General features: G+C 72.7%; 26 protein-coding genes and 1 pseudogene. 14 read left to right on the plus strand and 13 right to left on the minus strand.

Annotation, left to right across the window (positions count from 1 at the left end):
* Positions 1-7: 7 nt before the first annotated feature.
* From O7618_RS28535 to O7618_RS28545, 3 genes are all read right to left on the minus strand, one after another.
* Positions 8-2,062: a glycogen debranching N-terminal domain-containing protein gene (locus tag O7618_RS28535; RefSeq protein WP_278109225.1), complete on the minus strand. Its 2,055-nt coding sequence runs from the start codon at positions 2,060-2,062 to the stop codon at positions 8-10.
* Positions 2,059-2,442, minus strand: coding sequence for an SCP2 sterol-binding domain-containing protein (locus O7618_RS28540; RefSeq protein WP_278109226.1), 384 nt, complete (start codon positions 2,440-2,442; stop codon positions 2,059-2,061). The genes O7618_RS28535 and O7618_RS28540 overlap by 4 nt, the downstream gene beginning before the upstream one ends.
* An 80-nt stretch (positions 2,443-2,522) precedes the next feature.
* A complete protein-coding gene (locus tag O7618_RS28545; protein ID WP_278109227.1) occupies positions 2,523-2,897 on the minus strand; it encodes a DsrE family protein in 375 nt (124 codons plus the stop codon).
* A gap of 12 nt (positions 2,898-2,909) precedes the next feature.
* Here O7618_RS28545 and mtfM point away from each other — a divergent pair, with 12 nt between their 5' ends.
* The 6 genes from mtfM (at position 2,910) to O7618_RS28575 (ending at position 7,203) form a co-directional block, all read left to right on the plus strand.
* Complete coding sequence (mtfM, locus tag O7618_RS28550; RefSeq protein ID WP_013475110.1) at positions 2,910-3,014, plus strand: small membrane protein MtfM; 105 nt, start codon at positions 2,910-2,912, stop codon at positions 3,012-3,014.
* Between the two features lie 55 nt (positions 3,015-3,069).
* The gene (locus O7618_RS28555) at positions 3,070-3,657 is read left to right on the plus strand and encodes an FABP family protein (protein WP_278109228.1); all 588 of its coding nucleotides are present in this window, start codon (positions 3,070-3,072) and stop codon (positions 3,655-3,657) included.
* Positions 3,658-3,692: 35 nt separating this feature from the next.
* Positions 3,693-4,124, plus strand: a complete 432-nt coding sequence (locus O7618_RS28560; RefSeq protein WP_278109229.1) for a Fur family transcriptional regulator — start codon at positions 3,693-3,695, stop codon at positions 4,122-4,124.
* On the plus strand, positions 4,121-5,230 hold the full coding sequence (locus O7618_RS28565; protein ID WP_278109230.1) for a folate-binding protein: 1,110 nt from the start codon (positions 4,121-4,123) through the stop codon (positions 5,228-5,230). Before O7618_RS28560 ends, O7618_RS28565 begins: the two co-directional genes overlap by 4 nt.
* 91 nt (positions 5,231-5,321) lie before the next feature.
* Positions 5,322-6,149, plus strand: a complete 828-nt coding sequence (locus tag O7618_RS28570; RefSeq protein ID WP_278109231.1) for a 3-keto-5-aminohexanoate cleavage protein — start codon at positions 5,322-5,324, stop codon at positions 6,147-6,149.
* A 94-nt stretch (positions 6,150-6,243) separates the two neighbouring features.
* A complete protein-coding gene (locus tag O7618_RS28575) occupies positions 6,244-7,203 on the plus strand; it encodes an asparaginase (protein WP_278109232.1) in 960 nt (319 codons plus the stop codon).
* 110 nt (positions 7,204-7,313) lie between these two features.
* Here O7618_RS28575 and O7618_RS28580 read toward each other — a convergent pair whose 3' ends face one another.
* Positions 7,314-8,111 carry an alpha/beta hydrolase gene (locus O7618_RS28580; protein ID WP_278109233.1) on the minus strand — a complete coding sequence of 266 codons (798 nt, stop codon included), beginning with the start codon at positions 8,109-8,111 and terminating at the stop codon, positions 7,314-7,316.
* A gap of 112 nt (positions 8,112-8,223) precedes the next feature.
* Here O7618_RS28580 and O7618_RS28585 point away from each other — a divergent pair, with 112 nt between their 5' ends.
* From O7618_RS28585 to O7618_RS28610, 5 genes and pseudogenes are all read left to right on the plus strand, one after another.
* Positions 8,224-8,850, plus strand: coding sequence for a helix-turn-helix transcriptional regulator (locus tag O7618_RS28585; RefSeq protein WP_278109234.1), 627 nt, complete (start codon positions 8,224-8,226; stop codon positions 8,848-8,850).
* Complete coding sequence (locus tag O7618_RS28590) at positions 8,847-9,455, plus strand: hypothetical protein (protein WP_278109235.1); 609 nt, start codon at positions 8,847-8,849, stop codon at positions 9,453-9,455. Before O7618_RS28585 ends, O7618_RS28590 begins: the two co-directional genes overlap by 4 nt.
* Positions 9,456-9,527: 72 nt before the next feature.
* The gene (locus tag O7618_RS28595; RefSeq protein ID WP_181570570.1) at positions 9,528-9,842 is read left to right on the plus strand and encodes a DUF2516 family protein; all 315 of its coding nucleotides are present in this window, start codon (positions 9,528-9,530) and stop codon (positions 9,840-9,842) included.
* On the plus strand, positions 9,839-10,726 hold the full coding sequence (locus O7618_RS28600; RefSeq protein WP_278109236.1) for an alpha/beta hydrolase: 888 nt from the start codon (positions 9,839-9,841) through the stop codon (positions 10,724-10,726). The genes O7618_RS28595 and O7618_RS28600 overlap by 4 nt, the downstream gene beginning before the upstream one ends.
* 11 nt (positions 10,727-10,737) lie before the next feature.
* Positions 10,738-11,475 (plus strand): annotated as a pseudogene (locus O7618_RS28610) (alanyl-tRNA editing protein).
* Position 11,476: 1 nt separating this feature from the next.
* Here O7618_RS28610 and O7618_RS28615 read toward each other — a convergent pair.
* Complete coding sequence (locus O7618_RS28615; protein ID WP_278109239.1) at positions 11,477-12,148, minus strand: nucleotidyltransferase domain-containing protein; 672 nt, start codon at positions 12,146-12,148, stop codon at positions 11,477-11,479.
* A gap of 75 nt (positions 12,149-12,223) precedes the next feature.
* Between O7618_RS28615 and O7618_RS28620 the strand changes: the two genes are divergently transcribed.
* Positions 12,224-13,138, plus strand: a complete 915-nt coding sequence (locus O7618_RS28620; RefSeq protein WP_278109240.1) for an SDR family oxidoreductase — start codon at positions 12,224-12,226, stop codon at positions 13,136-13,138.
* On the opposite strand, the gene O7618_RS28625 is transcribed toward O7618_RS28620, so the two are convergent.
* Positions 13,129-14,196: a YafY family protein gene (locus O7618_RS28625; protein WP_278109241.1), complete on the minus strand. Its 1,068-nt coding sequence runs from the start codon at positions 14,194-14,196 to the stop codon at positions 13,129-13,131. The genes O7618_RS28620 and O7618_RS28625 overlap by 10 nt on opposite strands.
* A 105-nt stretch (positions 14,197-14,301) precedes the next feature.
* Between O7618_RS28625 and O7618_RS28630 the strand changes: the two genes are divergently transcribed.
* Both O7618_RS28630 and O7618_RS28635 read left to right on the plus strand, forming a co-directional pair.
* Positions 14,302-15,093, plus strand: a complete 792-nt coding sequence (locus O7618_RS28630) for an EI24 domain-containing protein (RefSeq protein ID WP_278109243.1) — start codon at positions 14,302-14,304, stop codon at positions 15,091-15,093.
* A gap of 1 nt (position 15,094) precedes the next feature.
* Entirely contained in the window at positions 15,095-15,613 is a 519-nt protein-coding gene (locus tag O7618_RS28635; protein WP_278109244.1) for an O-acetyl-ADP-ribose deacetylase, read from the plus strand.
* Here O7618_RS28635 and O7618_RS28640 read toward each other — a convergent pair.
* The 7 genes from O7618_RS28640 to O7618_RS28670 all read right to left on the minus strand — a co-directional run bounded on the left by O7618_RS28640 (position 15,606) and on the right by O7618_RS28670 (position 23,126).
* The gene (locus tag O7618_RS28640; protein WP_278109245.1) at positions 15,606-16,511 is read right to left on the minus strand and encodes a GNAT family N-acetyltransferase; all 906 of its coding nucleotides are present in this window, start codon (positions 16,509-16,511) and stop codon (positions 15,606-15,608) included. The two genes, O7618_RS28635 and O7618_RS28640, sit on opposite strands and share 8 nt — an antisense overlap.
* Positions 16,512-16,600: 89 nt before the next feature.
* On the minus strand, positions 16,601-17,608 hold the full coding sequence (locus O7618_RS28645; protein WP_278109246.1) for a LacI family DNA-binding transcriptional regulator: 1,008 nt from the start codon (positions 17,606-17,608) through the stop codon (positions 16,601-16,603).
* 19 nt (positions 17,609-17,627) lie between these two features.
* Positions 17,628-18,995 (minus strand): GH1 family beta-glucosidase, encoded by a 1,368-nt coding sequence (locus tag O7618_RS28650; RefSeq protein ID WP_278109247.1) that lies wholly within the window; start codon positions 18,993-18,995, stop codon positions 17,628-17,630.
* Positions 18,992-19,825 (minus strand): carbohydrate ABC transporter permease, encoded by an 834-nt coding sequence (locus tag O7618_RS28655; RefSeq protein WP_278109248.1) that lies wholly within the window; start codon positions 19,823-19,825, stop codon positions 18,992-18,994. Before O7618_RS28655 ends, O7618_RS28650 begins: the two co-directional genes overlap by 4 nt.
* Positions 19,822-20,811 (minus strand): sugar ABC transporter permease, encoded by a 990-nt coding sequence (locus tag O7618_RS28660; protein WP_278109249.1) that lies wholly within the window; start codon positions 20,809-20,811, stop codon positions 19,822-19,824. The genes O7618_RS28655 and O7618_RS28660 overlap by 4 nt, the downstream gene beginning before the upstream one ends.
* A 69-nt stretch (positions 20,812-20,880) precedes the next feature.
* Entirely contained in the window at positions 20,881-22,191 is a 1,311-nt protein-coding gene (locus O7618_RS28665; RefSeq protein WP_278109250.1) for an extracellular solute-binding protein, read from the minus strand.
* A gap of 179 nt (positions 22,192-22,370) precedes the next feature.
* A complete protein-coding gene (locus O7618_RS28670; protein WP_278109251.1) occupies positions 22,371-23,126 on the minus strand; it encodes a maleylpyruvate isomerase family mycothiol-dependent enzyme in 756 nt (251 codons plus the stop codon).
* Positions 23,127-23,193 lie beyond the last annotated feature (67 nt).

The raw sequence follows: 23,193 nt of genomic DNA on the forward strand, positions 1-23,193 counted from the left end.
GGCCGGCTCAGTGGCTGTGGTTCCCGTCGTGCGGGGCGCGGCTACGGCCCAGGGCATCCACCCGCCCCCACCGACCGGGGATGTCGAGCAGCTCCACCCGGCCCATTCCCGGCGGCACCGCCGGGTCGATGATCAGATGATCGCCCTGCGGCTCCAGCCCCAGCATCACCCGGAGCAGCAGCAGAGGAGTGCCGGCGGACCAGGCCTGCGGGCTGCACGCGGTCGGATACTGCACCGGGTAGTCGGTGAGGCCGCGCTCGTAGCCGGCGAACGCTTCGGGGAGCCGCCCGCCGAAGTAGTGGGACGCGCTGAGTATCGAGTCGCAGATCTGGCCCGCCTCGTGCCGGAAGCCGTACCTCCACAGGCCCCAGGCGATGATCGAGTTGTCGAACGGCCACACCGTGCCGACGTGGTAGCCGATCGGGTTGTAGCGGCCCTGGTCGTCGGCGAGCGTCCGGACCCCCCAGCCGGAGAAGAGCCGCGGACCGAGCAGATGCGCGGCGACCGCCGGGGCCCGGGCCTCGTCGACGATGCCGCTCCACAGCAGGTGCCCGATGTTGGAGGTGAGCGCGTCCACATGCCGCCCCTGCGGGTCCAGGGCCAGCGCGTAGTACTCCCGCTCCGGGATCCAGAAGTCGCGGTTGAACCGCTCCTTGAGCGCCGCCGCCTCGCGTTCCAGCCGGTCCGCGTACGCCTGGTCGCCCCAGATCTCCCGGGCCATCCGGGCGCCGCGCCGCTTCGCGTCGTAGGCGTACCCCTGCAGTTCGCAGGTGGCCCGGGGAAACGGCGGCAGCCGGCCGTCGGAGTAGGAGATGGCGTCCGGGGAGTCCTTCCAGCACTGGTTCGGCAGCCCGGTCTCCGGGTTGCGGGTCATGTACCAGACGTAACCCGTCCCGAGCAGGTCCCCGTACGTGTCGAGCCAGGTCAGCGCCGCCCGGGTCTCCTGTTCGAGTCGGCGCACCAGCTCCGTGTCCCCGGTCCACCGCTCGTACTCGTCGAGCAGGATCACGAAGAGCGCGGTGGTGTCGGCCGCGCCGTAGTACGGCGAGTGGGGCTGCTCCTCGAAGCCGGCGGTCTCGCCGTACCGCAGCTCGTGCAGGATCTTGCCGGGTTCCTCGTCCCGGAAGTCGTCGATCCGCCCGCCCTGCAACCCGGCCAGCATGAGGATCGTCGGCTGGATCATCTCGGGCAGGAACGGCAGGATCTGGAGCGAGGTGAAGATGCTGTCCCGCCCGAACAGCGTCATGAACCAGGGCAGGCCGGCGGCGACCAGCCGCACGCCGAGCGTGATCGACTCGTAGCGGAGGGCGGCCAGGTCGTTGAGGCTGCGCCGGTACGCCCCGGCGAGCGGCTCGCAGTCGCAGCCGAGCTTGGGCGCGTTCTCGACCAGCGCGTTCTGCTCGGCCTCGATGGCCGCCACCGAGCGGTGGCCGCCCAGCGGCAGGGTGGCCCGGATGTCCTCGCCCCGTGCCCCATAGATGACGGTGGCGACGTGCAGTCGGGTGGTCCACTCTCCGTGCGCCGCGATGCGGATCCGAAACGTCATCCCGCCCTGGTCGACCTCGGCGGGCGCGGTGCTGCTGATCCTGGCCTCCCGGTGGAAGCCCTGCCGGCGGTAGGTGAGCCGCAGCCCGTTCTCCTCCACCGTCGGCGTGACGCTGCCCTTCTTCCTCCGCTGGTGCTTGATCTCGAAGAGGTCGGCGAAGTCGGAGCCGATGTCGAGCCGGAGACGGAACTCCTTGTCCTCCTCGGAGTGGTTGAGCAGGGTCACCTTTTCGTCGAAGCTGCCGCCGACGGAGCGGCTGCGAATCACCGAGACGTCCGCGTCGAGGTAGTGCGTCGGTTCGCCGGGGACCATGAAGAACCGGGTCTTGTAGGAGTGCGCGTCGTCGATGGAGAGGGCGTGCAGCAGTTGCCCGTCGAGGGAGAGGATCCAGGTGGAGAGGAACCGGGTGTCGAAGGAGAACAGCCCGGTGGGGAAGTCGTACGACGGTTCGATGTTGCCGCGCCGGTCGCTGACCAGGAAGGTGTTGCCGTCGAGGATGCTCACCCGGTCCTTCACGCCGACCGCCGGACGTGCTCGCGGGCGCGCTCCCTCGGGTCCCGCACCCCGGGCCGGTCGGGCAGGAAGCGGCGGAGCGCCAGGAGCAGCACCACGTGCCCGCCGAACGTGGCCTCGTTGCGCAGCACCGCCGACAGCGCGGCTTCACGGCCGCTGACCAGCTCTTCGAAGAGCTGGGTGCCGATGGTCAGCACGGCGTCCGCCGGGCGTTCCTCCTGCCGGCTCACCCGGGCCGACCCGGGCGCCAGCGCCACGTACCAGTGTTCGGTGTGGTTGCCGTCGGTCAGGTCGATCTGGAGGGTGCCGCCGATCGGGCTGCGCAACAGGGCGGGGGCGCGTGCCGGCAGGGACGCGAAGAACAGTTCGATCGCCTCAGTCACATCCGAATGGTAGGCAGTTGCCCGGCAAATCGGGTTGAGAACGGCTCACCGGGCAGAATGGACATCCCGGATGGGGTGGTTCAGTAGACCAGGGCCTGCGCGCCCTCGGCCATCGCCTCCTCGACGAAGACCGCCGCCCCGGCGATCCGGACACCCGGCAGCACGTCGTCCGGGCCGATGTCCCGCCGGGCGGCGCACTGGGTGCAGGCGGTCACCCGGCCGGTGGTGAGGATCACGTGCAGCAGCTCGGCCAGCGGCGCCGAGTGTGGCAGCTCGAACGACTCCGCGCGCCCGGGCACAGCGAACCAGGTCGACTCACCGGTGAGCCAGAGCGACACGTCCACCCCGGCAGCGGCCGCGGTGGCGGCGACGGTGAACGCCTGGGCGCAGCGTTCCGCGGCGTCCGCCCCGGCGGTGGCCTTCACGACGAGAGTGCGCGCCATGCCGCCCAGCATAGGATGGCCCGGATGGTTACCGAGATCGGGTTCGTCAGCCTGCTCGTCGCCGGCCTCGGCGCGCTCGCCGGTGGCCTGGTCTACGTCGCGGTCCGAATAGCAAGAGGTAGATGGTGAGCGTGAGGAGTGAGTCGGGTTTGCGAGCCCCGCAGTCACGAACGAAGGCGGCCCAGTGAGTGAGAATCCGCTCCAGCCGCCGTGGCTGAACGCGCCCCCGGTCGAGGAGTACCCGTACGAGGAGAGCCACGACCTGCGCGTCGGCCCGAAGCTGCACCCGAGCCTGGACGGGCTCCTGCCGTACATCGGGGTGTGGCGCGGCCGGGGTCGGGGCGGCTTCCCGACGATCGAGGACTTCGACTTCGCCCAGGAGATCCGGATCAGCCACGACGGCCGCCCCTTCCTGCTCTACGAGTCGCGGGCCTGGATCCTGGACGAGGAGAGCCGCCCGGTCCGCCCGGCCGGCCGCGAGGTGGGCTGGTGGCGGCCGGTGCTGGACGGCGAGCGGGTCACCGACGAGATCGAGGCGCTGATGAGCGTGCCGACGGGCGTGATGGAGCTGCACATCGGCAAGCGCAAGGGCACCCAGATCGAGTTCTCCACCGACGCGGTCGTGCGTACCGCGACGGCGAAGGAGGTCACCGCCGGCGCCCGCCTGTTCGGCATCGTCGAGGGCGCCCTGCTCTACGCGCAGGAGATGGCCGCCATGGGTCACCCGCTCAGCCCGCACCTCTCCGCCCGCCTGGTCCGGGTGGCCGGCTGACCGGAGCGTCGCGGCGGCCGAACTATGATCGGAGGGTGTCCGAATCCTCCCTCGCGGAACTGCTCCGCTCGCGCGGGCTGCGGCTGACGGCGCAGCGGCAGCTGGTCCTGCGGGCCGTCCTGGAACTGGGGCACGCCACCCCGGAGCAGGTGCACACCGCGGTCCGTGAGGTCGCGGCCGGGGTCAACATCACCACCATCTACCGCACCCTGGAGCTGCTGGAACGGCTCGGCCTGGTCACCCACACCCACCTGTCGCACGGCTCGCCGACCTATCACGCGGCCGGCGAGCACCAGCACGTGCACCTGGTGTGCCGGGAGTGCGGGGCGATCGACGAGATCTCCCCGGAGATGCTCCGGCCGCTCGCCGACCAGCTGGCCACGCAGCGCGGCTTCCAGGTCGACATCGGGCACGTGGCGCTCTTCGGAGTCTGCGGCCGGTGCGCACAGAACGGGGAACTCACATGATCGACATCGCGGGCACGGTGACCACCGACGCCATCGACGAGCAGACCCGGGACCAGCCCGAGCCGGCCCACCGGGCGGCCGGGGTGGCCCCGGTGGCCGCGCACTACGGCGACCCGATGCGCGAACAGCGCGTGCTGGCCACCGGCGTCGGCCTGGTCGACCGCTCGCACCGGGGCGTCGTCGCGGTGCCGGGCGAGGAGCGGATCGGCTGGTTGCACACGCTGACCAGCCAGCACCTGGCCGGCCTCGCCCCCTGGCAGGGCACCGAACTGCTGGTGCTCTCCCCGAACGGGCACGTCGAGCAGCACGCGCTGGTGGCCGAGGACGGCGAGACCACCTGGCTGGACACCGAGCCGGGGATGACCGCCGGGCTGCTGTCATACCTGGAAAAGATGCGGTTCTTCAGCAAGGTCGACCCGCGCGACGCCACCGCCGGGCACGCGCTGCTGTCGCTGGTCGGGCCGGAGTCCGTCGGCGCGGTCGAGACACTCGGCGTCGCCGAGCTGGCCGCACCCGACCTGGTCGGGGTGCCGGGCCCGAAGTTCCGTTCCGGCGAGCTGCCCCCGCGGCCCTCCGTGGTATACGACGTCAAGCCGCTGCCGGCCGGCGGCTGGGCCCGTCGGGTGGCGCTCGGCGTCGACCTGCTGGTGCCCCGCCCGGCGATGGCCGAGGTGGTGGAACGGCTGCGTGGCGTGGGCGTGCCGGTGGCCGGGCTGTGGGCGTACGAGGCGGTCCGGGTGGCCGCCCGACGGGCCCGGGCCGGCGTGGACACCGACCACCGGACGATCCCCGCCGAGGTGGACCTGATCGCCCCGGCCGTGCACCTGGACAAGGGCTGCTACCGGGGGCAGGAGACGGTGGCCCGGGTGCACAACCTGGGCCGGCCGCCGCGCAAGCTGGCGCTGCTGCACCTGGACGGCATCGCCAGCGACCAGCCGCCGGCCGCCGGCACGCCGGTGACGCTCGACGGCCGGACGATCGGATTCGTCGGCACCGCCGTGCACCACTACGAGCTGGGCCAGATCGCGCTCGCCGTGCTGAAGCGCAACACCCCCGACGACGCCCGCCTGATGGTGGGCGACAGCGCCGCCGCCATCGAGAGTTAAGGAGGGGCCCCTGCTTAACGCCTCCGGTAGAGGAAGGGCCCCCGCTTAACACCCGTCGAGGTGGCGCTGGCTGGCGGTCTAGGATCCGGGCATGACGACAGGGACGTTGATCACGGTTGCCCCCACCGGCGCGGAGTCGGCCAAGGTGGAGGTGCCGGCGCTGCCGGTGACACTCGACGAGCTGCTGCTGACCGCCAAGGAGTGCGAGGCGCTCGGCGCGGCCGTGATCCACGTCCACATCCGTGACGACGAGGCCCGGCCCACGCTCGACCAGGGGCGGCTGCGGGAGACCGTGACGGCGCTGCGGGAGAGCACCGACCTGATCGTGCAGCTCTCCTCCGGCGGCGCGGTGACCGACCCGGAGGCGCACCGGCTCGCCGTGCTCGACGCCGCGCCGGACATGGCCTCCTGCACCATGGGCACGGTCAACTTCGGCGACGACGTGTTCCTGAACCGGTGGGAGTTCATCGTCGACCTGCACACCCGGATGCAGGAGCGGGGCGTCGTCCCCGAGTACGAGATCTTCGAGCTGGGCCATCTCACCGCGTTGCAGCGCCTGCTCGGCAAGCACGGCCTGCCGCACGGCGGGCACGTCCACGTCGATTTCGTGATGGGCGTGCCGGGCGGCATGCCGGGCACGGCCGCCACCCTGGTCGCGGCCCAGCAGATGCTGCGCGACCTGCCGGAGGGCACCACGTTCTCGGCCACCGGCATCGGCCGCAGCACGATCCCGGTGATGCTCGCGTCGCTCGCCACCGGCGGTCATCTGCGGGTCGGCATGGAGGACACGGTCACCTACGCCAAGGGCCGTCCGGTGGAGTCCAACATGCAGCTCGTCGCGCGGGCGGTCGGCTTCGCCCAGCTCGCCCAGCGCCCGCCGCTGACCACCGCCCAGGCCCGCACGCTGCTCGGCGTGTAAGCGGCGCGCGAGCACCCACCCCTGTACGGATCACGCGAACGTCGCAGGTCACCCCGCTGTGTCCCCGTCGCGTCCCGTCGGTACCGTCCATCACGTGGGAAAGACGTACGAGGGCGGCGTGCCGCTCGCCGAGGTGGTCCGGTCCGGTTTCGTGGAGGGCGTCCACCGGGGTTCCGTGGTGGTGCTCGACGCCGCCGGCTCGCCCGTCGCCGGGGCGGGTGACGTCGGCTCGCCGATCTTCCCCCGCTCGTCGAACAAGCCGATGCAGGCGATCGGCATGCTCCGGGCCGGGTTGCCGCTGCGAGACCCGGCCGACGTGGCGCTGGTCGCCGCGAGCCACGCGGGCGAGGAGTTCCACGTCGAGCGGGTCGTCGCGTTGCTGCGCGGCGCCGGGCTGGGCGAGGAGGCGCTGCACTGCCCGGCGGACCTGCCGTTCGGCGAGGCCGCCCGGGAGGCGGTGCTGCGGGCCGGTGGCGGACCGTCGCGGGTGCTGATGAACTGCTCGGGCAAGCACACCGGCATGCTGCTCACCTGCCTGGCCGCCGGCTGGCCGCTGGACGGCTACTGGCGGCCGGAACACCCGCTCCAGCAGCGGCTGACCGCCGCCGTGGAGGAGCTCACCGGGGAGCGGGCGGCGGCGATCGGCGTGGACGGCTGCGGCGCGCCGGTGCACGCCGTCTCGCTGACCGGCCTGGCCCGCGCCTTCCTGCGGCTGGTCGCCGCCGAGCCGGGAACCGCCGAGCGGACCGTGGCGGACGCGATGCGGGCGTACCCGGAGACGGTCGGTGGCACCCAGGCCGACGACACCCGGCTGATGCGCGGCGTACCCGGGCTCTTGGGCAAGATCGGCGCGGAGGGTGTGATGGCGGCGGCGGTCCCGGACGTCGGCGCGGTCGCCCTGAAGATCGACGACGGCGCGACCCGGGCGCGGATGCCGGTCCTGACCTCGGCCCTGTCCCGCCTCGACGTCCGTGCCCCCATCCTCACCGAGTACGCCGAACTGCCCCTCCTGGGCGGCGGCCTCCCCGTAGGAGCCCTCCGCCCCCTCTGGTGACCGACCCGCCCCCGCCCGGCCGCCGATCTTGCGCTTTCGGCCCCCGATTTCGCCTGCCGTGTCCGGTTCGCCGGGGCACCACCTGCAAGATCGGCGGGGCGGGGCGGGGGTTAGGGGAGGAAGTCGAGGAGGGCGGCGTTGGTCGGGTTCGGGCGCTCCAGGGGGAGCAGGTGGGCGGCGTGGGCGATGTCGGGGAGGCGTCGGCCCTGCGGGGCCTCTGCGGCGATGCGGTCGGCCAGGCGGCGGATGTCGGGGAGGTCGTCGGCGCCGGCGGCGGCGAGCACCGGCATCCGTAGCTCGTGCAGCCGGTCGATCGCCGGCGGGTCCAGCTCGCCCACCTCGATCGCGCTGAGCGCCTGCTCGGCGGCGAGCGCCCGGCGGTCCATCTCCTCGGCGAACCGGATCAGCTCCGGGTCGACGTCGGCCGGCTGCCGGTTCGGGCCGACCACCCAGAACCGCACCTCGCCGGCGGCGGTGGCCGCGAAGTCCTCCGGGTCCACGTCACCGACCAGGTTCTCCCAGGTCTGTTCGGTCTCCTCGGACCACTCGTGGCCGGAGACCGGGGCGCCGAACAGCGCCAGCGCGCTCACCCGATCCGGGTGGGCCAGCGCGGTGTCCACCGCGACCCGGCCGCCGAACGAGCAGCCGGCCAGCGCGGCCCGGTCTACGCCGAGCGCGTCGAGCAGCCCGAGCACGTCGTCGTGGTGGGCGAACGGGGTGGGCGGCAGCTCCGAGTCGCCGTAGCCGCGCAGGTCCGGGACGATCACCCGGTGCCGTTCGGCGAGCGCGGGCGCCTGCGCGTGCCACATCCGCCGGTCCGCGATGCCGGCGTGCAGCAGCACCACGACGCTGCCGGCGCCGGCCTCGTCGTACGCGAGCCGGGCTCCGTTGATCTCGATCGTTGTCACGGGGGGACGGTACGGAGCGGACACCCGGGGATGCAACCGGCTTCGCGTGACCTCGCTAACTCTGGCAAGCATTTTGCTTGCAGCAGCTAGCAGCGCGCGCTAGCGTTGAACCATGGCCACCAGCAAGGACCTTCCCGATGTCGGCGGGTTCATTCGCGACCTGCGGCGCAACGCGAAGATCTCGCTGCGTCAGCTCGCCGAGCAGGCGGGCGTCAGCAATCCCTACCTGAGCCAGATCGAACGTGGGCTGCGCAAGCCGAGCGCCGAGGTGCTCCAGCAGCTCGCCAGCGCGCTGCGCGTCTCCACCCCGGCCATGTACCTGCGGGCCGGTCTGCTGGACGACAAGGAGGGCCAGGGCGTGCTCGCGGCCATCGCGGTCGACCCTGAGCTGACCATGGCCCAGAAGCAGTCGCTCACCCAAATCTACGAGACGTTCCGCCGCGAGAACGCGCGCCTCGCCGAGGCGACCGGCGCCACCGCGCCGGAGCCCGCCGAGCCGGCGGACGTCCCGGCAGAGCCCGCCGAGCCGGCCGTCGCGCCCGAGGCCCCGGCCACCGTCGCGCCGGCCGCGACCGGCCCCGTGACACCGGACGGCACCCCGACCGAGGCGGTCCTCGAGTCGGTCGCCGTCACCGAGGCGGGCACCGCGCCCGCACCGACCACCGCCGCCCGTGAACGCACGACCGCCCGCCGGGCGGCCCGGAAGGCCGCCGGAGCGGCCGAAGAGGAGCAGTCATGACCCAGCCGAAGACCAACCGCATCCCCGCCCCCCTCTACGCCGCCGCCGGCGCCGGCGAGCTGGCCCTGGAGCAGCTCCGCAAGCTGCCCACGGTGGTCAGCGGCCTCGGCACCCGGGTCGTCACCGACCTCGGCGGCAAGGCCGTCGGCACCGGCTACGAGCTGCGGCAGAAGGCCACCGAGACCGCCACCGGTCTGCGGTCGACCGACCTCGACCAGCTCCGCCAGGCGGCCAACCTGGACAAGCTCCGCGAGGCCGCCACCCGCAACGCCGCCGCCGTGGTGTCCGGCGCCTACGCCGCGCAGGAGCGCGCCCTGGCCGCGTACGCCGAACTGGTCGCCCGCGGTGAGCGGGTCGTCGGCGCCGGCGTCCTGGAGGCCGCTGACACGGTGAACGCCGACATCGAGGCGACCGAGGAGGCGACTCCGAAGGCCGTGGCCCCGAAGACCGAGGCGCCCAGCCCGGCCGAGGTGGCCGAGGCGGTGGCCGACAAGCCGGCCGCCGTGAAGCGGACCCGGGCCACCAAGGCGACCACCAAGGCCGCCGCCGCGCCGTCGGCGAAGCTGCCGAAGGCCACGAAGCGGACCCGCCCGGCCGCCGAGTGACCCGACCTCCCACCGAGACCCCGGACAGCGTCCTGTCGGACGTTTCCGGGGTCTCGGCATAAGCTTGCCGACATGGCCTACGCCGCGCCGATCTTCGCGTTCGAAGTACGCTCCGTGATTCAGCTGATCCTGCTCGTCTTCGCCCTGGTCATCCAGGGCGTGGCCCTGGTGCACGCGATCACCCAGCGCGGCGACGGGTTCGCCGCCATCGGCACCCTGCCCAAGGGTGGCTGGGTCGCCATCCTGGCCGTCTGCATGCTGCTGACCCTGCTCGGCTTCGGCCCGATCAGCCTGTTCGGACTGGTCGGCATCGCCGCCGGCCTCATCTACCTGCTCGACGTGCGGCCCGGCCTGCGGGACCTGCACGACGGTCGAGGGTCCTGGTGAGAGGTTTCCGCTGGCCACCGCCGCCGGACGGCGGCCCCCGCACCTGGGGGCCCGGCCCCGGCGGGCCGCGGACCGGCCGCCCGGCGCTGCCCGAGCCGGAGACGGAACTGGTCGACACCCCGCACGGGGTGGGCCTGGAACGCCTGGTCACCGGCGTCGGTGACCCGGTAACCGTGTTCGCGCACGGGCTGGGCAACGGCATCGCCACCACCCGGCCGTTCGGCAGCGGCGTCACCGGCCGCCGGATCTTCTTCCAGTTCCGCGGGCACGGCCGGTCCGACTCGCCGGCCGGGCCGTGGACCTACCTCGACCTCGCCCGTGACCTGCGCGCGGTCGCCGACCTCGGCGGCGCCACCCGGGCGTTCGGCGCCAGCCTCGGCGCGGGCGCGCTCTGCCGGCTGCTCGCCGAGAGCCCGGAACGCTTCGAGAAGCTGGTCTTCTTCCTGCCCGCCGTGCTGGACACGCCGCGCGGCGAGGTGGCCCGCTCCCGGCTCACCAGCCTGCTCGACGCGGTGGCCGACGGCGACGCGCACGCGCTCGCCGAGGTGGTGTCGCTGGAGTTGCCGCCGTCGGTGCGCAACACCCCGGCCGGCTGGGCCTACCTGCGGCAGCGGCTCGACCAGTTGCTGCGCGACGGGCTCGCGCCCGGCCTGGTCGGCCTGCCCGAGCAGGCCGCGCTGGACGACGTCGCCGCGCTCGCCGCGGTCACCGCGCCGGCCCTGGTGATCGGCTGCGCCGACGACGACCTGCATCCGGTCGCCGTCGCCGAGCGGCTCGCCGCCGCGCTGCCGGCGGCCACCCTGCACGTGTACGACCGGCCTGGCGTCCTCTGGACCGAACGCGCCGACCTGCGGGAGCGCGTCTCGTCGTTCCTGAACGGGTAACGTCGCCCGACATGGGCGTCACACACCACGGCCGTACGCACCGCCTCGACCTCGCCGACCCCACGCTGCGTGAGTGGACGTGCCGGGTGCTGGCGGCCGATCCCGAGCAGGGCGTCGTGCTGGACCGGTCCGCGTTCTACCCGGGCGGTGGCGGGCAGCCGCCGGACCACGGCGTGCTGCTCTGACAGGGCGTGCAGACCCGGATCGCGGGCACCCGCAAGGCCGACGACCTCTGGCTGATCCCGGTCGACGGTGACCCGCTGCCGCCGGTCGGCACCGAGGTCACCGGCGCGGTGGAGGACGCCCGGCGGACCATGCTGATGCGGACCCACTCCGGGCTGCACGTGCTCTGCGGCGTGGTGTTCCGCGACTTCGGGGCGCTGGTGACCGGCGGAAACATGGAACCGGGCGAGGCCCGGATGGACTTCAACCTCCCCGAGGTGCCGCCGGACTTCAAGGCGCGCATCGAGGAGCTGGTCAACGCCGAGGTGGCCGCCGACCGCTCGGTCGCCGTCCGGGTGCTGCCGCGCGCCGAGGCGCTGGCCCTGCCGGACATCATCCGCACCCAGTCCAACCTGATCCCGCCGACCGAGCAGGAGGTGCGGATCGTCGACATCGTCGGGCTGGACGTGCAGGCCGACGGTGGCACCCACGTCGCGTCGACCGCCCAGATCGGCAAGGTCCAGGTGGTTAAGGTGGAGAGCAAGGGGCGGGCCAACCGCCGGGTACGGGTCCGACTCGCGGACTGACTCAGCGGGGCAGGTACGCCGCCCGGACGTCGAGCAGCCAGCGTTCCACGGTCGCCTCGTCCGGGCGCTCGGGCAGCGGCGAGCGGGTCCGGGCGAACTCGCTCTCGGCGTCCGCCACCAGCGCCTGCGCCTCGGCCAGCGCGCCGTCGGCCACCCGCTCGCCGAACGCGCGGAACCATTCCGGGTCGGCCAGTCGGATCTCCAGCACCCCGGTCGCGTAGAGCGTCCGCCCCTGGTGCAGCAGCCGGGCCAGGTGCCGGGCGTGCTTGGCCGAGCGCCGCCGCCCGCCGGTGTCCGGCGGCGCGCCGGTGAGCTTGCGGAACTGCTGGGTGGCGTACCCGAGGTAGGCGTCGCGGACCCGGGGGGCGCTGAGGAACGCCGACCGGATGCCGATCAGCCGCTCGCCGAACGCGGTGCGCGTCTCGTAGCGGTCCGCCGGCAGCCACATCAGCTCGGTGGCGGTCGGGTTGCCGCTCAGCGCCAGCAGCGCGTACTTCCGCGCCTCGTGCAGCGTGACGTCCGGGTCGGTGGTGACCACCGATTCCCGGGGCGGGCGCAGGCCGTGGAACGCGACGGTGGGCGCGGCGAAGACGCCGAGCCGATCGGTGTCCGAGCCCGGCCCGGCCAGCCCGTACGCGACCGAGCCGACGATGCCGGAGAGCAGCAGGTGCATGCCTTCATGATCGCGGATCCAGCTCCGTCGGAAAACCGGACTTCGGCTGTCAGGTATCGGTGACACGGTGGACCCATGAACTCACCACTGACCGGAACCGTCGCGCTCGTCGCGGGTGCCACCCGCGGCGCCGGGCGGCAGATCGCCGTGCAGCTCGGCGCCGCCGGCGCCACCGTCTACGCCACCGGCCGGACCACCCGGGACCGCCGTTCGGAGATGAACCGGCCGGAGACCATCGAGGAGACCGCCGAACTGGTCACCGCCGCCGGCGGCACCGGCATCGCGGTCGCCGTCGACCACCTCGACCCCGAGCAGGTACGCGAGCTGGTCGAGCGGATCGACACCGAGCAGGGTCGACTCGACGTGCTGGTCAACGACATCTGGGGCGCCGACCCGCTGATCACCTGGGAGAAGCCGGTCTGGGAGCAGCCGCTCGACGCCGGCTTCCACACGCTGCGGCTGGCCGTCGACACCCACATCATCACCAGCCACTTCGCGCTGCCGCTGCTGATCCGCCGGCCGGGCGGGCTGGTCGTCGAGATCGGCGACGGCACGAAGGCGTACAACGACGCCACCTACCGCCTCTCCGTCTTCTACGACCTGGCGAAGGTGTCGGTGAACCGGCTCGGCTTCACCCAGGCGCACGAACTGGCCCCGCACGGCTGCACCGCGGTCGCGCTCACCCCCGGCTGGCTGCGCTCCGAGTCGATGCTGGAGCACTTCGGCGTCACCGAGGCGAACTGGCGCGACGGCGCGAAGACCGACCCGCACTTCGTCATGTCCGAGACGCCGGCGTTCGTCGGGCGCGCGGTGGTCGCGCTGGCCGCCGACCCGGACCGGCACCGCTGGAACGGGCAGTCGCTCGACGCCGGCAGCCTCGCCCAGGAGTACGGCTTCACCGACCTCGACGGCACCCGCCCGCACTTTCTCCGCTACCACGAGGAAGTGATCAAGCGGGGCAGGCCGGCCGACGACAGCGGCTACCGCTGACCGGTGTCCTCCGGCGGGTCGGCGTGCTCGCGCGGGTCGGCGTGCTCGCGTGGGTCGGCGTGCTCGCCCGGGTCGGCGTGCTCGCCCGGGTCGGCGTAGAGCGCCGCCGCGCGGCGGGCCGCCTCGGCGAAGCGCGCCCGCAGCTCCGGCGGCGCCAGCACCTCCACCTCGGGGCCGAGCGCCAGCAGTTGGCCGTACGCGACGTCGACCGACTCGACGGGCAGCCGGAGCACCAGCCGGCCCTGCCCGTCGGGCCGGCCGGCGGCGGCGACCGCCTCGGTGTAGACGAACGGCGCGTCCACCAGGTGCCGCAGCAGCCGCAGCCCGGCCGGGCCGAGCCGCACGGTCACCCGCTCCCGGAGCAGCTCCCGCAGGAACGCGCCGGCCTGCTCCCGCCAGTACGCCCCGAGGTCGAAGCGCTCGTCCCGGTCGAAGCCGTCCGCGCCCACCTCGACGCCGACCACCCGGTCCACCCGGTACGTCCGCCACGCCTCACCGACCCGGCCGACGAGATACCAGACCCCGTTCTTCAGCACCAGCCCGTACGGCGCGACGGTGCGGATCACCTCCCGGTCGCCGCGCCGGTAGCGCAGCTCCACCATCCGGTCCCGCCAGACCGCCCCGGCCAGCTCGGCCAGCCGGGGCGGGGGCGCGGACTCCCGGAACCAGCCCGGCACGTCCAGGTGGAACCGCTGCCCCGTACGCGCCGGCGCGTCCCGCAGGCTCGGCGGCAGCGCCGCCAGCACCTTCAACTCGGCGGCGGCAACCGCGTCGGCCAGCCCCATGTCGCCGGCCGGCCCCGGCAGCCCGGCCAGGAACAGCGCCTCGGCCTCGTCGCGGCTCAGCCCGGTCAGCCGGGTCCGGTAGCCGCCGAGCAACCGGTAGCCGCCGGCCCGGCCCCGGTCGGCGTAGACCGGGACGCCGGCGGCGGAGAGCGCCAGCACGTCCCGGTAGACGGTGCGCTCGGACACCTCCAACTCGGCTGCCAGCTCGGCCGCCGTCATCGTCTCCCGGGACTGGAGCAGCAGCACCAACGAGATCAGCCGCGACGCACGCACCTCTCCATTGTGGGTGTAAGGAGGGGCCCCTTCTTAACGCATACGGATTGGAGGGGGCCCCTTACACCTGGGCCGGCGTGCGCAAGCACACTAGGCTGTGCCGTCGTGAACGCCTCCCGTACCGTCGCGCCCGTCACCGGCGCGGTCAGCCGCTTCCTCGGCGGCGCCGGCCTGCTGCTGCGCGGCTTCGGCATGTACGTCCGCAGCCCGAAGCTGATGCTGCTCGGCGTCGTGCCGGCGCTCATCTCCGGCGTGCTCTACCTGGCTCTCTTCGCCACCCTGCTCTACTTCGTGGACGACCTGGCCGGCTGGTTGACGCCGTTCGCCGACGACTGGTCGTCGACCGCGCGCGGGCTGCTGCGGGTCGCCGCCGGGCTGGCCGTCGTCGGGGTGGCCGCACTGGTCGGCGTGCTCACCTTCACCGCGGTCACGCTGGCCGTCGGCGATCCGTTCTACGAGGCCATCTCCGAGCGGGTCGAGGACCGCCTCGGCGGGACCCCGGGCAAGGTGGACGTGCCGTTCTGGGCGTCGCTGCGGCGCAGCGTCGCCGACTCGTCGCGCCTGGTGGCGATCTCCGCGCTGGTCGGCGTACCTCTCTTCGCGGCCGGTTTCATCCCGGTGGTGGGCCAGACGGTGGTGCCGGTGGTCGGCGCCCTGGTGGGTGGCTGGTTCCTGGCCCTGGAGCTGGTCGGCGCGCCGTTCTACCGGCGCGGGATGCGGCTGCCGGACCGACGGTCCCGGCTGCGGGCCGACCGGCCCACCGCGCTCGGTTTCGGGGTGGCGGTCTTCCTGTGCTTCCTGATCCCGCTCGGCGCGGTGCTGGTCATGCCGGCCGCCGTCGCCGGGGCCGCCCTGCTGGCCCGCCGGTCGCTCGGCCAGCACGTCGAGGAGCGATGAGATGGACACCGTGCTGATCGAGGGCGACATCACCGCCCAGCAGGTCGACGCGATCGTCAACGCGGCGAACTCGTCGCTGCTCGGCGGCGGGGGAGTGGACGGCGCGATCCACCGGCGCGGCGGGCCGGCGATCCTGGCCGAGTGCCGGGCGCTGCGCGCCTCCCGCTACGGGCGGGGGCTGCCGACCGGGCAGGCGGTCGCCACCACGGCCGGCGACCTGCCGGCGCGCTGGGTGGTGCACACCGTCGGGCCGGTCTTCGCGCCGGTCGCGGACCGCTCGGCGTTGCTGCGCGACTGCTACGCCAACAGCCTGCGGGTCGCCGACGAGCTGGGCGCGACCCGGATCGCGTTCCCGCTGATCTCGGCCGGGATCTACGGCTGGCCGGTCGAGGACGCGGTGGCGCAGGCGTTGACCGTGCTGCACGCGGCCACCCCGGCGCACGTCGTCGAGGCCCGGCTGGTGCTGTTCGGCGCGGACACGTACGCGACCGCGGTGCGGGTCGCCGCCGGGTTCAACTGAGCGTGCGCCGGCACGACCACTGGCTGTCCACCGGCCGGTAGCCGAGGGCCGCGTTGATCGCCAGCATCGGCGCGTTCGCCTCGTCGTTGGAGGTGTACGCGGTGCGTACCCCGCGTGCCGCGGCGGCGTGCAGGGCGGCCTGCTTGGTCAGCCGGCCCAGCCCCCGCCCCCGGAATGCGGCCAGCGTGCCGGTGAAGTCCGACCACATCCGGTCGCCGTCCCGCTTCACCAGGCTCAGCGCGACCAGTTCGCCGTCCACCTCGGCGACCGTGCTGGCGTCCCGGTCCAGCCCCAGGTTCTCCCAGCACTCGTGGAGCCAGAGGTCGTAGCCGATGGCGTCGGTCGGCACGTCGCCCGGTTCGTCGCGGGCCGACTCGGAGTCGACCCGGTAGACCCGGTGCGGGTCGAGCCCGGCGACCGGCAGCAGCGTCACGCCCGGCGGCGGCTCCGGCATCGGCGGGTTCGGGTCCAGGTCGAGCGCGGAGTAGCGCAGCTCGCGGCTGGGGGTGAAGCCGTGCCGCTGTGCGAACGGCAGCGAGTCGCCGCGGGCGTGGGTGAGCACCCGGGTCGAGCCGAGCGTCCGCAGGTGGTCGAGCGCGACGTCGAGCAACGCGGTGCCGGTGCCACGGCCGCGATGGTCGGGGTGGACGTGCAGGGTGGCGATCTCACCCACGCCGGGCGTCGAGGTCTGCGTGTTCCGGTACGCCGACGCCCAACCGACCACCTCGCCGTCGGCCTCGGCGATCCAGGCGGTCCAGTCCTCGCCGGGCGGCGGCTCGGCGATCATCCGGCGGGTCGACTCGACGCCCCGGACCAGATACGGATAGACCACCGCGCGCAGCGCCACCACGGCCGGCGCGTCGTCCGGGCGGGCGCGACGGATCTCAGCTTCACTCACCCGCGGCACGCTAGCCATCCCGCGTCCCGGTTGCGAGCGGTTAAGCGGGGCCCCCGCCTATGCAGAATGCGTTAAGCGGGGGCCCCTCCTTACGCCGAGTCGCGGAGGATGAGTTCGGTGGGCAGCATCAGCGCCTGCTCGACCTGCTCGCCGGCGGTGATCCGCAGCAACTGGCGGGTCATCGCCCGGCCCAACTCCACTATCGGCTGGCGCACCGTGGTCAGCGGTGGCTCCGTGTAGGCGGCCGTCTCGATGTCGTCGAACCCGATCACCGCGACGTCCTCGGGCACCCGCCGCCCGGCCTCGCGCAGCGCCCGCAGCGCCGCGTGCGCCATCAGGTCGGAGGCGGCGAAGACCGCGTCCAGCTTCGGGTCGGCGGCGAGCAGCTCGCGCATCGCGGCGGTGCCGGACTCCCGGGTGAAGTCGCCGTACGCGACCAGTTCCGGCAGCCCGGCGGTGGTGAGCGCGGCCTGGTAGCCGATCAGCCGCTCGATGCCGGCCACCATGTCCTGCGGCCCGGCGATGGTGGCGACGCGCCGCCGGCCGGCCGCGATCAGGTGCTCCACCGCCCGGGTGACGCCGCCGGTGTGGTCGACGTCGACGTACGGCACCTCGGCGCCGTCGAGCGGCCGGCCGCTGCACACGACCGGGATGCCGAGCCGGGCCAGCCGGCCGGGCAGCGGGTCCTCCCCGTGCAGCGACGCGAAGAGCACGCCGTCGACGTGCCGCCCGGTGGTGTACCGCTCGACCCGTTCGTGCCCGGCCGGCGAGCCGGCCAGCATCAGCACGAGCTGCTTGTCGGCCGCCTCCAGTTCCTGGGCGGCGCCGCGGATGATGCCGGGGAAGACCTGGTCGTCGGAGAAGACCCGGGTGGCCGCCTCGGGCAGGACCAGCGCGACCGAGTCGGTGCGCTGGGTGACCAGGCTGCGAGCGGCGAGGTTCGGGACGTACCCGAGTTCCTCGACCGCCCGGCGGACCGCCTGCTGGATCGACTCGGCGACGGTGGTCGAGCCGTTCACCACCCGGGAGACCGTGGCCCGGGAGACGCCGGCCCGCCGGGCCACCGCCTCCAGGGTCGGCCGCTGTGCCGTCGTCATCCCCGTAACCACCACCTCGTCACAGCCCGTTCCGGGCGATCACCTCCTGGTACCAGCGGGCACTCTGCTTGGGTGTGCGCCGCTGGGTCAGGTAGTCGACGTGGACGATCCCGAACCGCTTCCGGTAACCCTCGGCCCATTCGAAGTTGTCCAGCAACGACCATACGAGATAACCGCGCAGGTCGACCCCGCGGGCGATGGCCTCGTGCGCGGCCCGCAGGTGACCGTCGAGGTAGGCGGTCCGGTCGTCGTCGGCCACCCGGCCCGAGGAGTCCCGGGTGGCGTCCGGGAAGGCGCCGCCGTTCTCGGTGATCAGCAGCGGCAGGCCGGGGTGGTCGGCGGCCACCCGCTCCAGCAGCCGGGTCAGCCCGGCCGGCTCGATCGACCAGCCCATGTCGCTGACCGGGTCGGTCGCCGGCCGGAACTCGACCGCGCCGGCGGTGCCCGGGTAGGCGCTGCTGCCCTCGCCGTCCGCCCGGCCGGCGACGTAGGTGGGTGAGTAGTAGTTCAGGCCGAGCAGGTCCAGCGGCGCGGCGATGATCTTCTCGTCGCCGTCCCGCACGAAGTCGGTCGCCACCATCCGGTTGACGTGTGCCAACACCTCCGCCGGGTAGCCGGCGCCGGTCAGCGGGTCCAGGAAGATCCGGTTGTGCAGCCCGTCGACCAACCGCACCGCCTCGGCGTCCGCGGCGCTGCCCGGGTCCGCAGGCTGCACGTCGGCCAGGTTGAGCGTGATCCCCAGCGTCTCCGCGCCGGCCGCGCGCAGCGCCCGGGCGGCCAGGCCGTGACCGAGCAGCAGATGGTGTACGGCGCGGAACGCGTCCCCGGCGTCCTGTCGGCCGGGCGCGTGCACGCCGTTGCCGTAACCGAGGTAGGCGGAGCACCACGGCTCGTTCAGCGTGGTCCAGGTGCGCACCCGGTCGCCGAGGCAGCGGTGCACCGCGACCGCGTAGTCGGCGAAGTGCTCGGCGGTCTCCCGGACGGTCCAGCCGCCCCGGTCCTCCAGCGCCTGCGGCAGGTCCCAGTGGTAGAGCGTGACGATCGGGTCGATGCCGTGCTCCAGCAACGCGTCGGTCAGCCGGTCGTAGAAGGCCAGCCCGCGCGGCTCGACCGGCCCGGTGCCGTCCGGCCGGATCCGTGGCCAGGCCACCGAGAACCGGTACGCCCGCAGCCCCAGCTCGGCCATCAGCGCGACGTCCTCGGCGTACCGGTGGTAGTGGTCGCAGGCGACGTCGCCGGTCTGGCCCTGGAACACCGCCCCCGGCGTACGGCTGAAAGTGTCCCAGACCGACGGGCCGCGACCGTCCTCGCGGGCGGCGCCCTCGATCTGGTACGCGGCGGTGGCCGCCCCCCAGATGAACCCCTCGGGGAATCGCAGCTCACTCATGCCTTGACCGCACCTTCCATGATGCCGCCGATGATCTGGCGGCCGAACAGGACGAACACCAGCAGCAGCGGCAGCGTGGCGATGGCCGTTCCGGTGAACACCTGCGACATGTCCTGGTAGTACCCGTCGGAGAGGGCCCGCAGCGAGAGCTGCACGGTCGGGTTCTCCGGATCGTTGAGCACCGCGTACGGCCAGAGGAAGTCGTTCCAGGTGGTCATGAACGTGAGCAGGCCGAGCACGGCGGCGGCCGGGCGCAGCGCGGGCAGCACCACGTTCCAGTAGATCCGCGCGGTGTTGCAGCCGTCCATCCGGGCCGCCTCGATCAGCTCGGTGCTCACCGCCTGGCCGGCGTACTGGCGCATCATGAACACGCCGAAGCCGGTGACCAGCGCCGGCACGATCACGGCGGGCAGCCGGTCGTTCCAGTTCAGCTTCGTCATCAGCAGGTAGAGCGGGATGACGCCGAGCTGGGTGGGCACCATCATGGTGGCGACGATCGCCAGCAGCAGCCCGTTGCGGCCGCGGAAGCGCAGTTTGGCGAACGCGAACCCGGCCAGGGTGGAGAAGAGGACCACCGAGAACGTCACGGTGACGGCCACGATGGTCGAGTTGATCAGGCCGGTGAGGAAGTAGGCGTCGGTGTTGTCGAACAGTCGGGCGATGTTGGCGCCGAGGTTGCCGCCGGGGGTGAGCGGCGGCGGGACCTGACCCATGGCGTCGCTGGTGCGGCTGGCCACCACGAACATCCAGTAGATCGGGAAGACCGACAGCAGCGCGGAGAGGGCCAGGGCCAGGTAGGTGAGTCGGCTCGCCGACCAGACGCGGGTCATCGGGAGACCTCCTTGCGGGAGCCGCCGCCGAGCCGGCGCAGGAACAGGACGTTGATCGCCGCGACGATCGCGATCAGCGCGAAGAGCAGCCAGGCGATGGCCGAGCCGTAGCCGAAGTTGTAGTGCGGCGCGAAGGCGTTCTCGAACATGTACATGGTCACCGTCTGCGACTCGCGCAGCGGCCCGCCCCGGATCGCGTTGGTGCCGGAGTTGAACATCCGCGGCTCGGTGAAGAGCTGGAGACCGCCGATGGTGGAGATGATGACCGCGAAGATGATCGTCGGCTTGAGCAGCGGCACGGTGATGGACCAGAACTGCCGGGCCCGGCCGGCGCCGTCGATCGACGCCGACTCGTAGAGGTCACGGGGGATGGCCTGCATGGCGGCCAGGAAGATCAGCGCGTTGTAGCCGGTCCACCGCCAGTCGACCATGGTGGAGATGGCGACCCAGGCGGCGAACCTGTTCGCCTTCCAGTCGATCGCGCTCACCCCGACGTGGTCGAGCAACCAGTTGATCATGCCGAACTCGCGACCGAACAGCGCCGCGAAGACGATCGCCACCGCGGCGGTGGAGGTGACGTTCGGGACCAGCACGGCCATCCGCCAGGTGGTGCGGGCCCGCAGTTGGCGGTTGAGCAGGTTGGCCAGCCAGAGCGCGGCCAGCAGCTGCGGGACGGTCGAGATCACGAAGATGCCGAGCGTGTTGACCACGGAGTGCCAGAAGTCCGGGTCGGCGAGCAACTGGCTGTAGTTGTCGAGGCCGATGAACGGGTGCTCGGCGCCGAGCAGGTCCCAGTCGTGCAGCGAGACCCAGAACGTGTACGCCAGCGGGTAGGCCCCGAAGACGCCGAACAGCAGAAAGAACGGCGCGATGTAGAGGTACGGCGAATATTTCGTGTCGAACCGGCTGAGTCGGGCGCCCCGGACGGGACGGGTGTGCCGGGGCGCCGGTGCGACCGGCGGGCGGGCGTCGAGCTGGACGGCCATGACCTGAGAACTCCTCTCCGCCGTGCGGGCGGCACCCGTCGCCGGGCCCGCCCGCACGCGCTGCTCGGGTTACTTGGCGGCGGCCTTCTCGGCGTTGGACACCGCGTCGGTCCAGCCCTGCTGCGGGGAGCGCTTGCCCAGCTCCACGGTGCGCACGGCGTTCTCCACCTCGGTGCGGACGGCCTGGTTCTTCGGGCCCATGTAGACGGGCTTCAGGTTCTTGGCGCCCTCGGCGAAGATCTTGCCGACCGGGGCCTCGGAGAAGTAGGCGTTCTTCGAGTCGACGATCGCCGGGTCGGCCAGCGCCTGCGGCGACGAGGGCAGTGGGCCCTTGAGCTTGAACGCGCCGATCTGACCCTTGGCGCTGGTCAGGAACTTGGCCAGCTCGATCGCCTCGGCCTGGTGCTTGCTCTGCTTGGGCACGGCGAGGAAGGAGCCGCCCCAGTTGCCGCCGTTGCCGGGGATCTGGGCGATGTCCCACTTGCCCTTGGCGCCGGGGCCGGCGTTGCCCTCGATCACCCCGGTCATCCAGGCCGGGCAGGCGATGGTGGCGAACTTCGACTGCTTGAACGCGGAGACCCACTCCTCCGACCAGGAGCCGTACCTGCCGGAGAGGCCGGAGTCGATGATGTCCATCGTGGTGTCGTACGCCTGCCGTACCGCCGGGTTGCTGCCCACGACCAGGTTGTTGTCGGTGTCGTAGTAGCTGTAGCCGGTGGTGTTGCCGGCGGTCTGGAGCAGGATGGTGTTGAACGTGTTGGTGGCGGCGTCCAGGAACGAGGCGCCGGTCTTCTTCGCGGTGAACTGCTCACCGACCTTGACGTAGTCGGTCCAGGTGGGCCAGAGCTTGGACACGGCCTCCCGGTCGGTGGGCAGGCCGGCCTTGGCGAACAGGTCCTTGCGGTAGCACATGGCCATGCCGCCGACGTCGGTGCCGAGGCCGATGAGCTGCTTGCCGTCGGCGGTGAGCCCCTGGTTCCACTTCCAGTCGAGGAAGTTGCCCTTCAGGTCGGCCGCGCCGTGGTCGAGCAGGTTGACGAAGTTCTGCGGGTTGGCCTTGTACTCGACCAGCAACCCCTCCTCGATGGCGACGACATCGCCGGCGCCCTTCCCGGCGGCGAGCCACTGGGTGAGCTTCGGCGAGTACTCGTCGAGGTTGCTGCCGGTGCCCCGCTCGACGATCTTCACGCCGGGGTGGCTGGCCATGTACTCCTGGTAGAGATCCGCGTAGCCGAACTGGCCGAAGACGTCGACGGTGAGCGTGACCGGCCCGTCGGCGGCGGCCTCGTCGTCGCCGCCGCCGCAGCCGGTGGTGCCGAGCAGTGCGGTGGCGGCGACCAGGGCCACCGCCGCGAGTCGACGGCGCGTGAAGGTGAGCATGCTGTCCTGACCTCTCGGGGTCGTAACGGGTGGTGGAAGGCGGTTCCGGTACTTAGAGAGCGCTCTCTCGACAGCCTGCTGGGTGGCCCGGGAGCCTGTCAAGAGAGCGCTCTCAGAGCGTCCGAAAAAAGCGGAGAGGGGTGGTCACCACCCCTCTCCGCCCGGTTTCGGGTGCTGTGTCAGCCCACCCGCAGCCCGTTCAGCAGGCTCCGGTCGCCGGCCACCCCCAGCGCGTCGAAGCTGATCCGGCCCATCAACGCCAGCAACAGGTCGCTGGCCGTGCCGGTCACCTGCGCCCGGGCCCGGTGGTCGTCGTGGTCCAGGATCGTCGCGGTGTCCAGCAACGCCACCCCCTCGCCGCGCAGCCGCAGATACCACTCCTGGGCGGCATCGGTGGCGCTCAGCTGCACCACCCCGTGCCACGGGCCGGAGTTGACCCGCCGGCCCGCCGGCAGCCAGGTGTCCAGCACCTCGCTCACCCCGTCGGCCGCGAGCTTGGCCTCGATCGGGTCGCCCGCACCGATGGCGAGCTGGGCGTCCCAGCGGTGCACCGCGGTCTCGTGCGCCACCCGGCGCGGCCAGAAACCGGCCTTCTTCGGCTGCGGGGCGAAGTTCCAGGCCGGGGCCTCCGGGTCCAGGCCCTCCAGGAGCGCGGTGAGGCGCTCGTGTTCCTGCGCGTACCACTGGGTCGGGGTGAGGCCGGCCGGCGGCTCCGGGTCGTGCCGCTCCGGTCGGGCGGTGGCGCCGGCGGTCAGCACGGTGCCCACCCAGACGTAGGTCCGGGTCAGGTGGTGGGCCAGGTCGGTGACCGTCCAGCCGGGACAGGACAGCACCGGTGTCTCGGGAGGCGCCTCCGTGACGGCCGCGGCGAACGCCGGACCCTCCGTCCGCAACGCGCCGATCCAGAAGTCCTTCGTGTGGTGCAGTCTGCTCATCGCCATCCTCCCGGGGGTGACCGGGCCACCAGTGGGTGCCGCGGCTACCCCTCAGCCTAGGGTGAAA

This window comes from Micromonospora sp. WMMD980 (assembly GCF_029626035.1).
In the GTDB taxonomy this organism is placed as follows: Bacteria; Actinomycetota; Actinomycetes; order Mycobacteriales; family Micromonosporaceae; genus Micromonospora.

Bases quoted from the DNA above. Each gene is read 5' to 3' on its own strand.
- O7618_RS28570 (WP_278109231.1), top strand. From the start codon at position 5,322: ATGACGACAGGGACGTTGATCACGGTTGCCCCCACCGGCGCGGAGTCG.
- O7618_RS28670 (WP_278109251.1), bottom strand. From the start codon at position 23,126: ATGAGCAGACTGCACCACACGAAGGACTTCTGGATCGGCGCGTTGCGG.
- O7618_RS28565 (WP_278109230.1), top strand. From the start codon at position 4,121: ATGATCGACATCGCGGGCACGGTGACCACCGACGCCATCGACGAGCAG.
- O7618_RS28645 (WP_278109246.1), bottom strand. From the start codon at position 17,608: ATGACGACGGCACAGCGGCCGACCCTGGAGGCGGTGGCCCGGCGGGCC.
- O7618_RS28650 (WP_278109247.1), bottom strand. From the start codon at position 18,995: ATGAGTGAGCTGCGATTCCCCGAGGGGTTCATCTGGGGGGCGGCCACC.
- mtfM (WP_013475110.1), top strand. From the start codon at position 2,910: ATGGTTACCGAGATCGGGTTCGTCAGCCTGCTCGTCGCCGGCCTCGGC.
- O7618_RS28635 (WP_278109244.1), top strand. From the start codon at position 15,095: ATGGACACCGTGCTGATCGAGGGCGACATCACCGCCCAGCAGGTCGAC.
- O7618_RS28585 (WP_278109234.1), top strand. From the start codon at position 8,224: ATGGCCACCAGCAAGGACCTTCCCGATGTCGGCGGGTTCATTCGCGAC.
- O7618_RS28595 (WP_181570570.1), top strand. From the start codon at position 9,528: ATGGCCTACGCCGCGCCGATCTTCGCGTTCGAAGTACGCTCCGTGATT.
- O7618_RS28545 (WP_278109227.1), bottom strand. From the start codon at position 2,897: ATGCTGGGCGGCATGGCGCGCACTCTCGTCGTGAAGGCCACCGCCGGG.
- O7618_RS28615 (WP_278109239.1), bottom strand. From the start codon at position 12,148: ATGCACCTGCTGCTCTCCGGCATCGTCGGCTCGGTCGCGTACGGGCTG.
- O7618_RS28660 (WP_278109249.1), bottom strand. From the start codon at position 20,811: ATGGCCGTCCAGCTCGACGCCCGCCCGCCGGTCGCACCGGCGCCCCGG.
- O7618_RS28665 (WP_278109250.1), bottom strand. From the start codon at position 22,191: ATGCTCACCTTCACGCGCCGTCGACTCGCGGCGGTGGCCCTGGTCGCC.
- O7618_RS28590 (WP_278109235.1), top strand. From the start codon at position 8,847: ATGACCCAGCCGAAGACCAACCGCATCCCCGCCCCCCTCTACGCCGCC.
- O7618_RS28655 (WP_278109248.1), bottom strand. From the start codon at position 19,825: ATGACCCGCGTCTGGTCGGCGAGCCGACTCACCTACCTGGCCCTGGCC.
- O7618_RS28620 (WP_278109240.1), top strand. From the start codon at position 12,224: ATGAACTCACCACTGACCGGAACCGTCGCGCTCGTCGCGGGTGCCACC.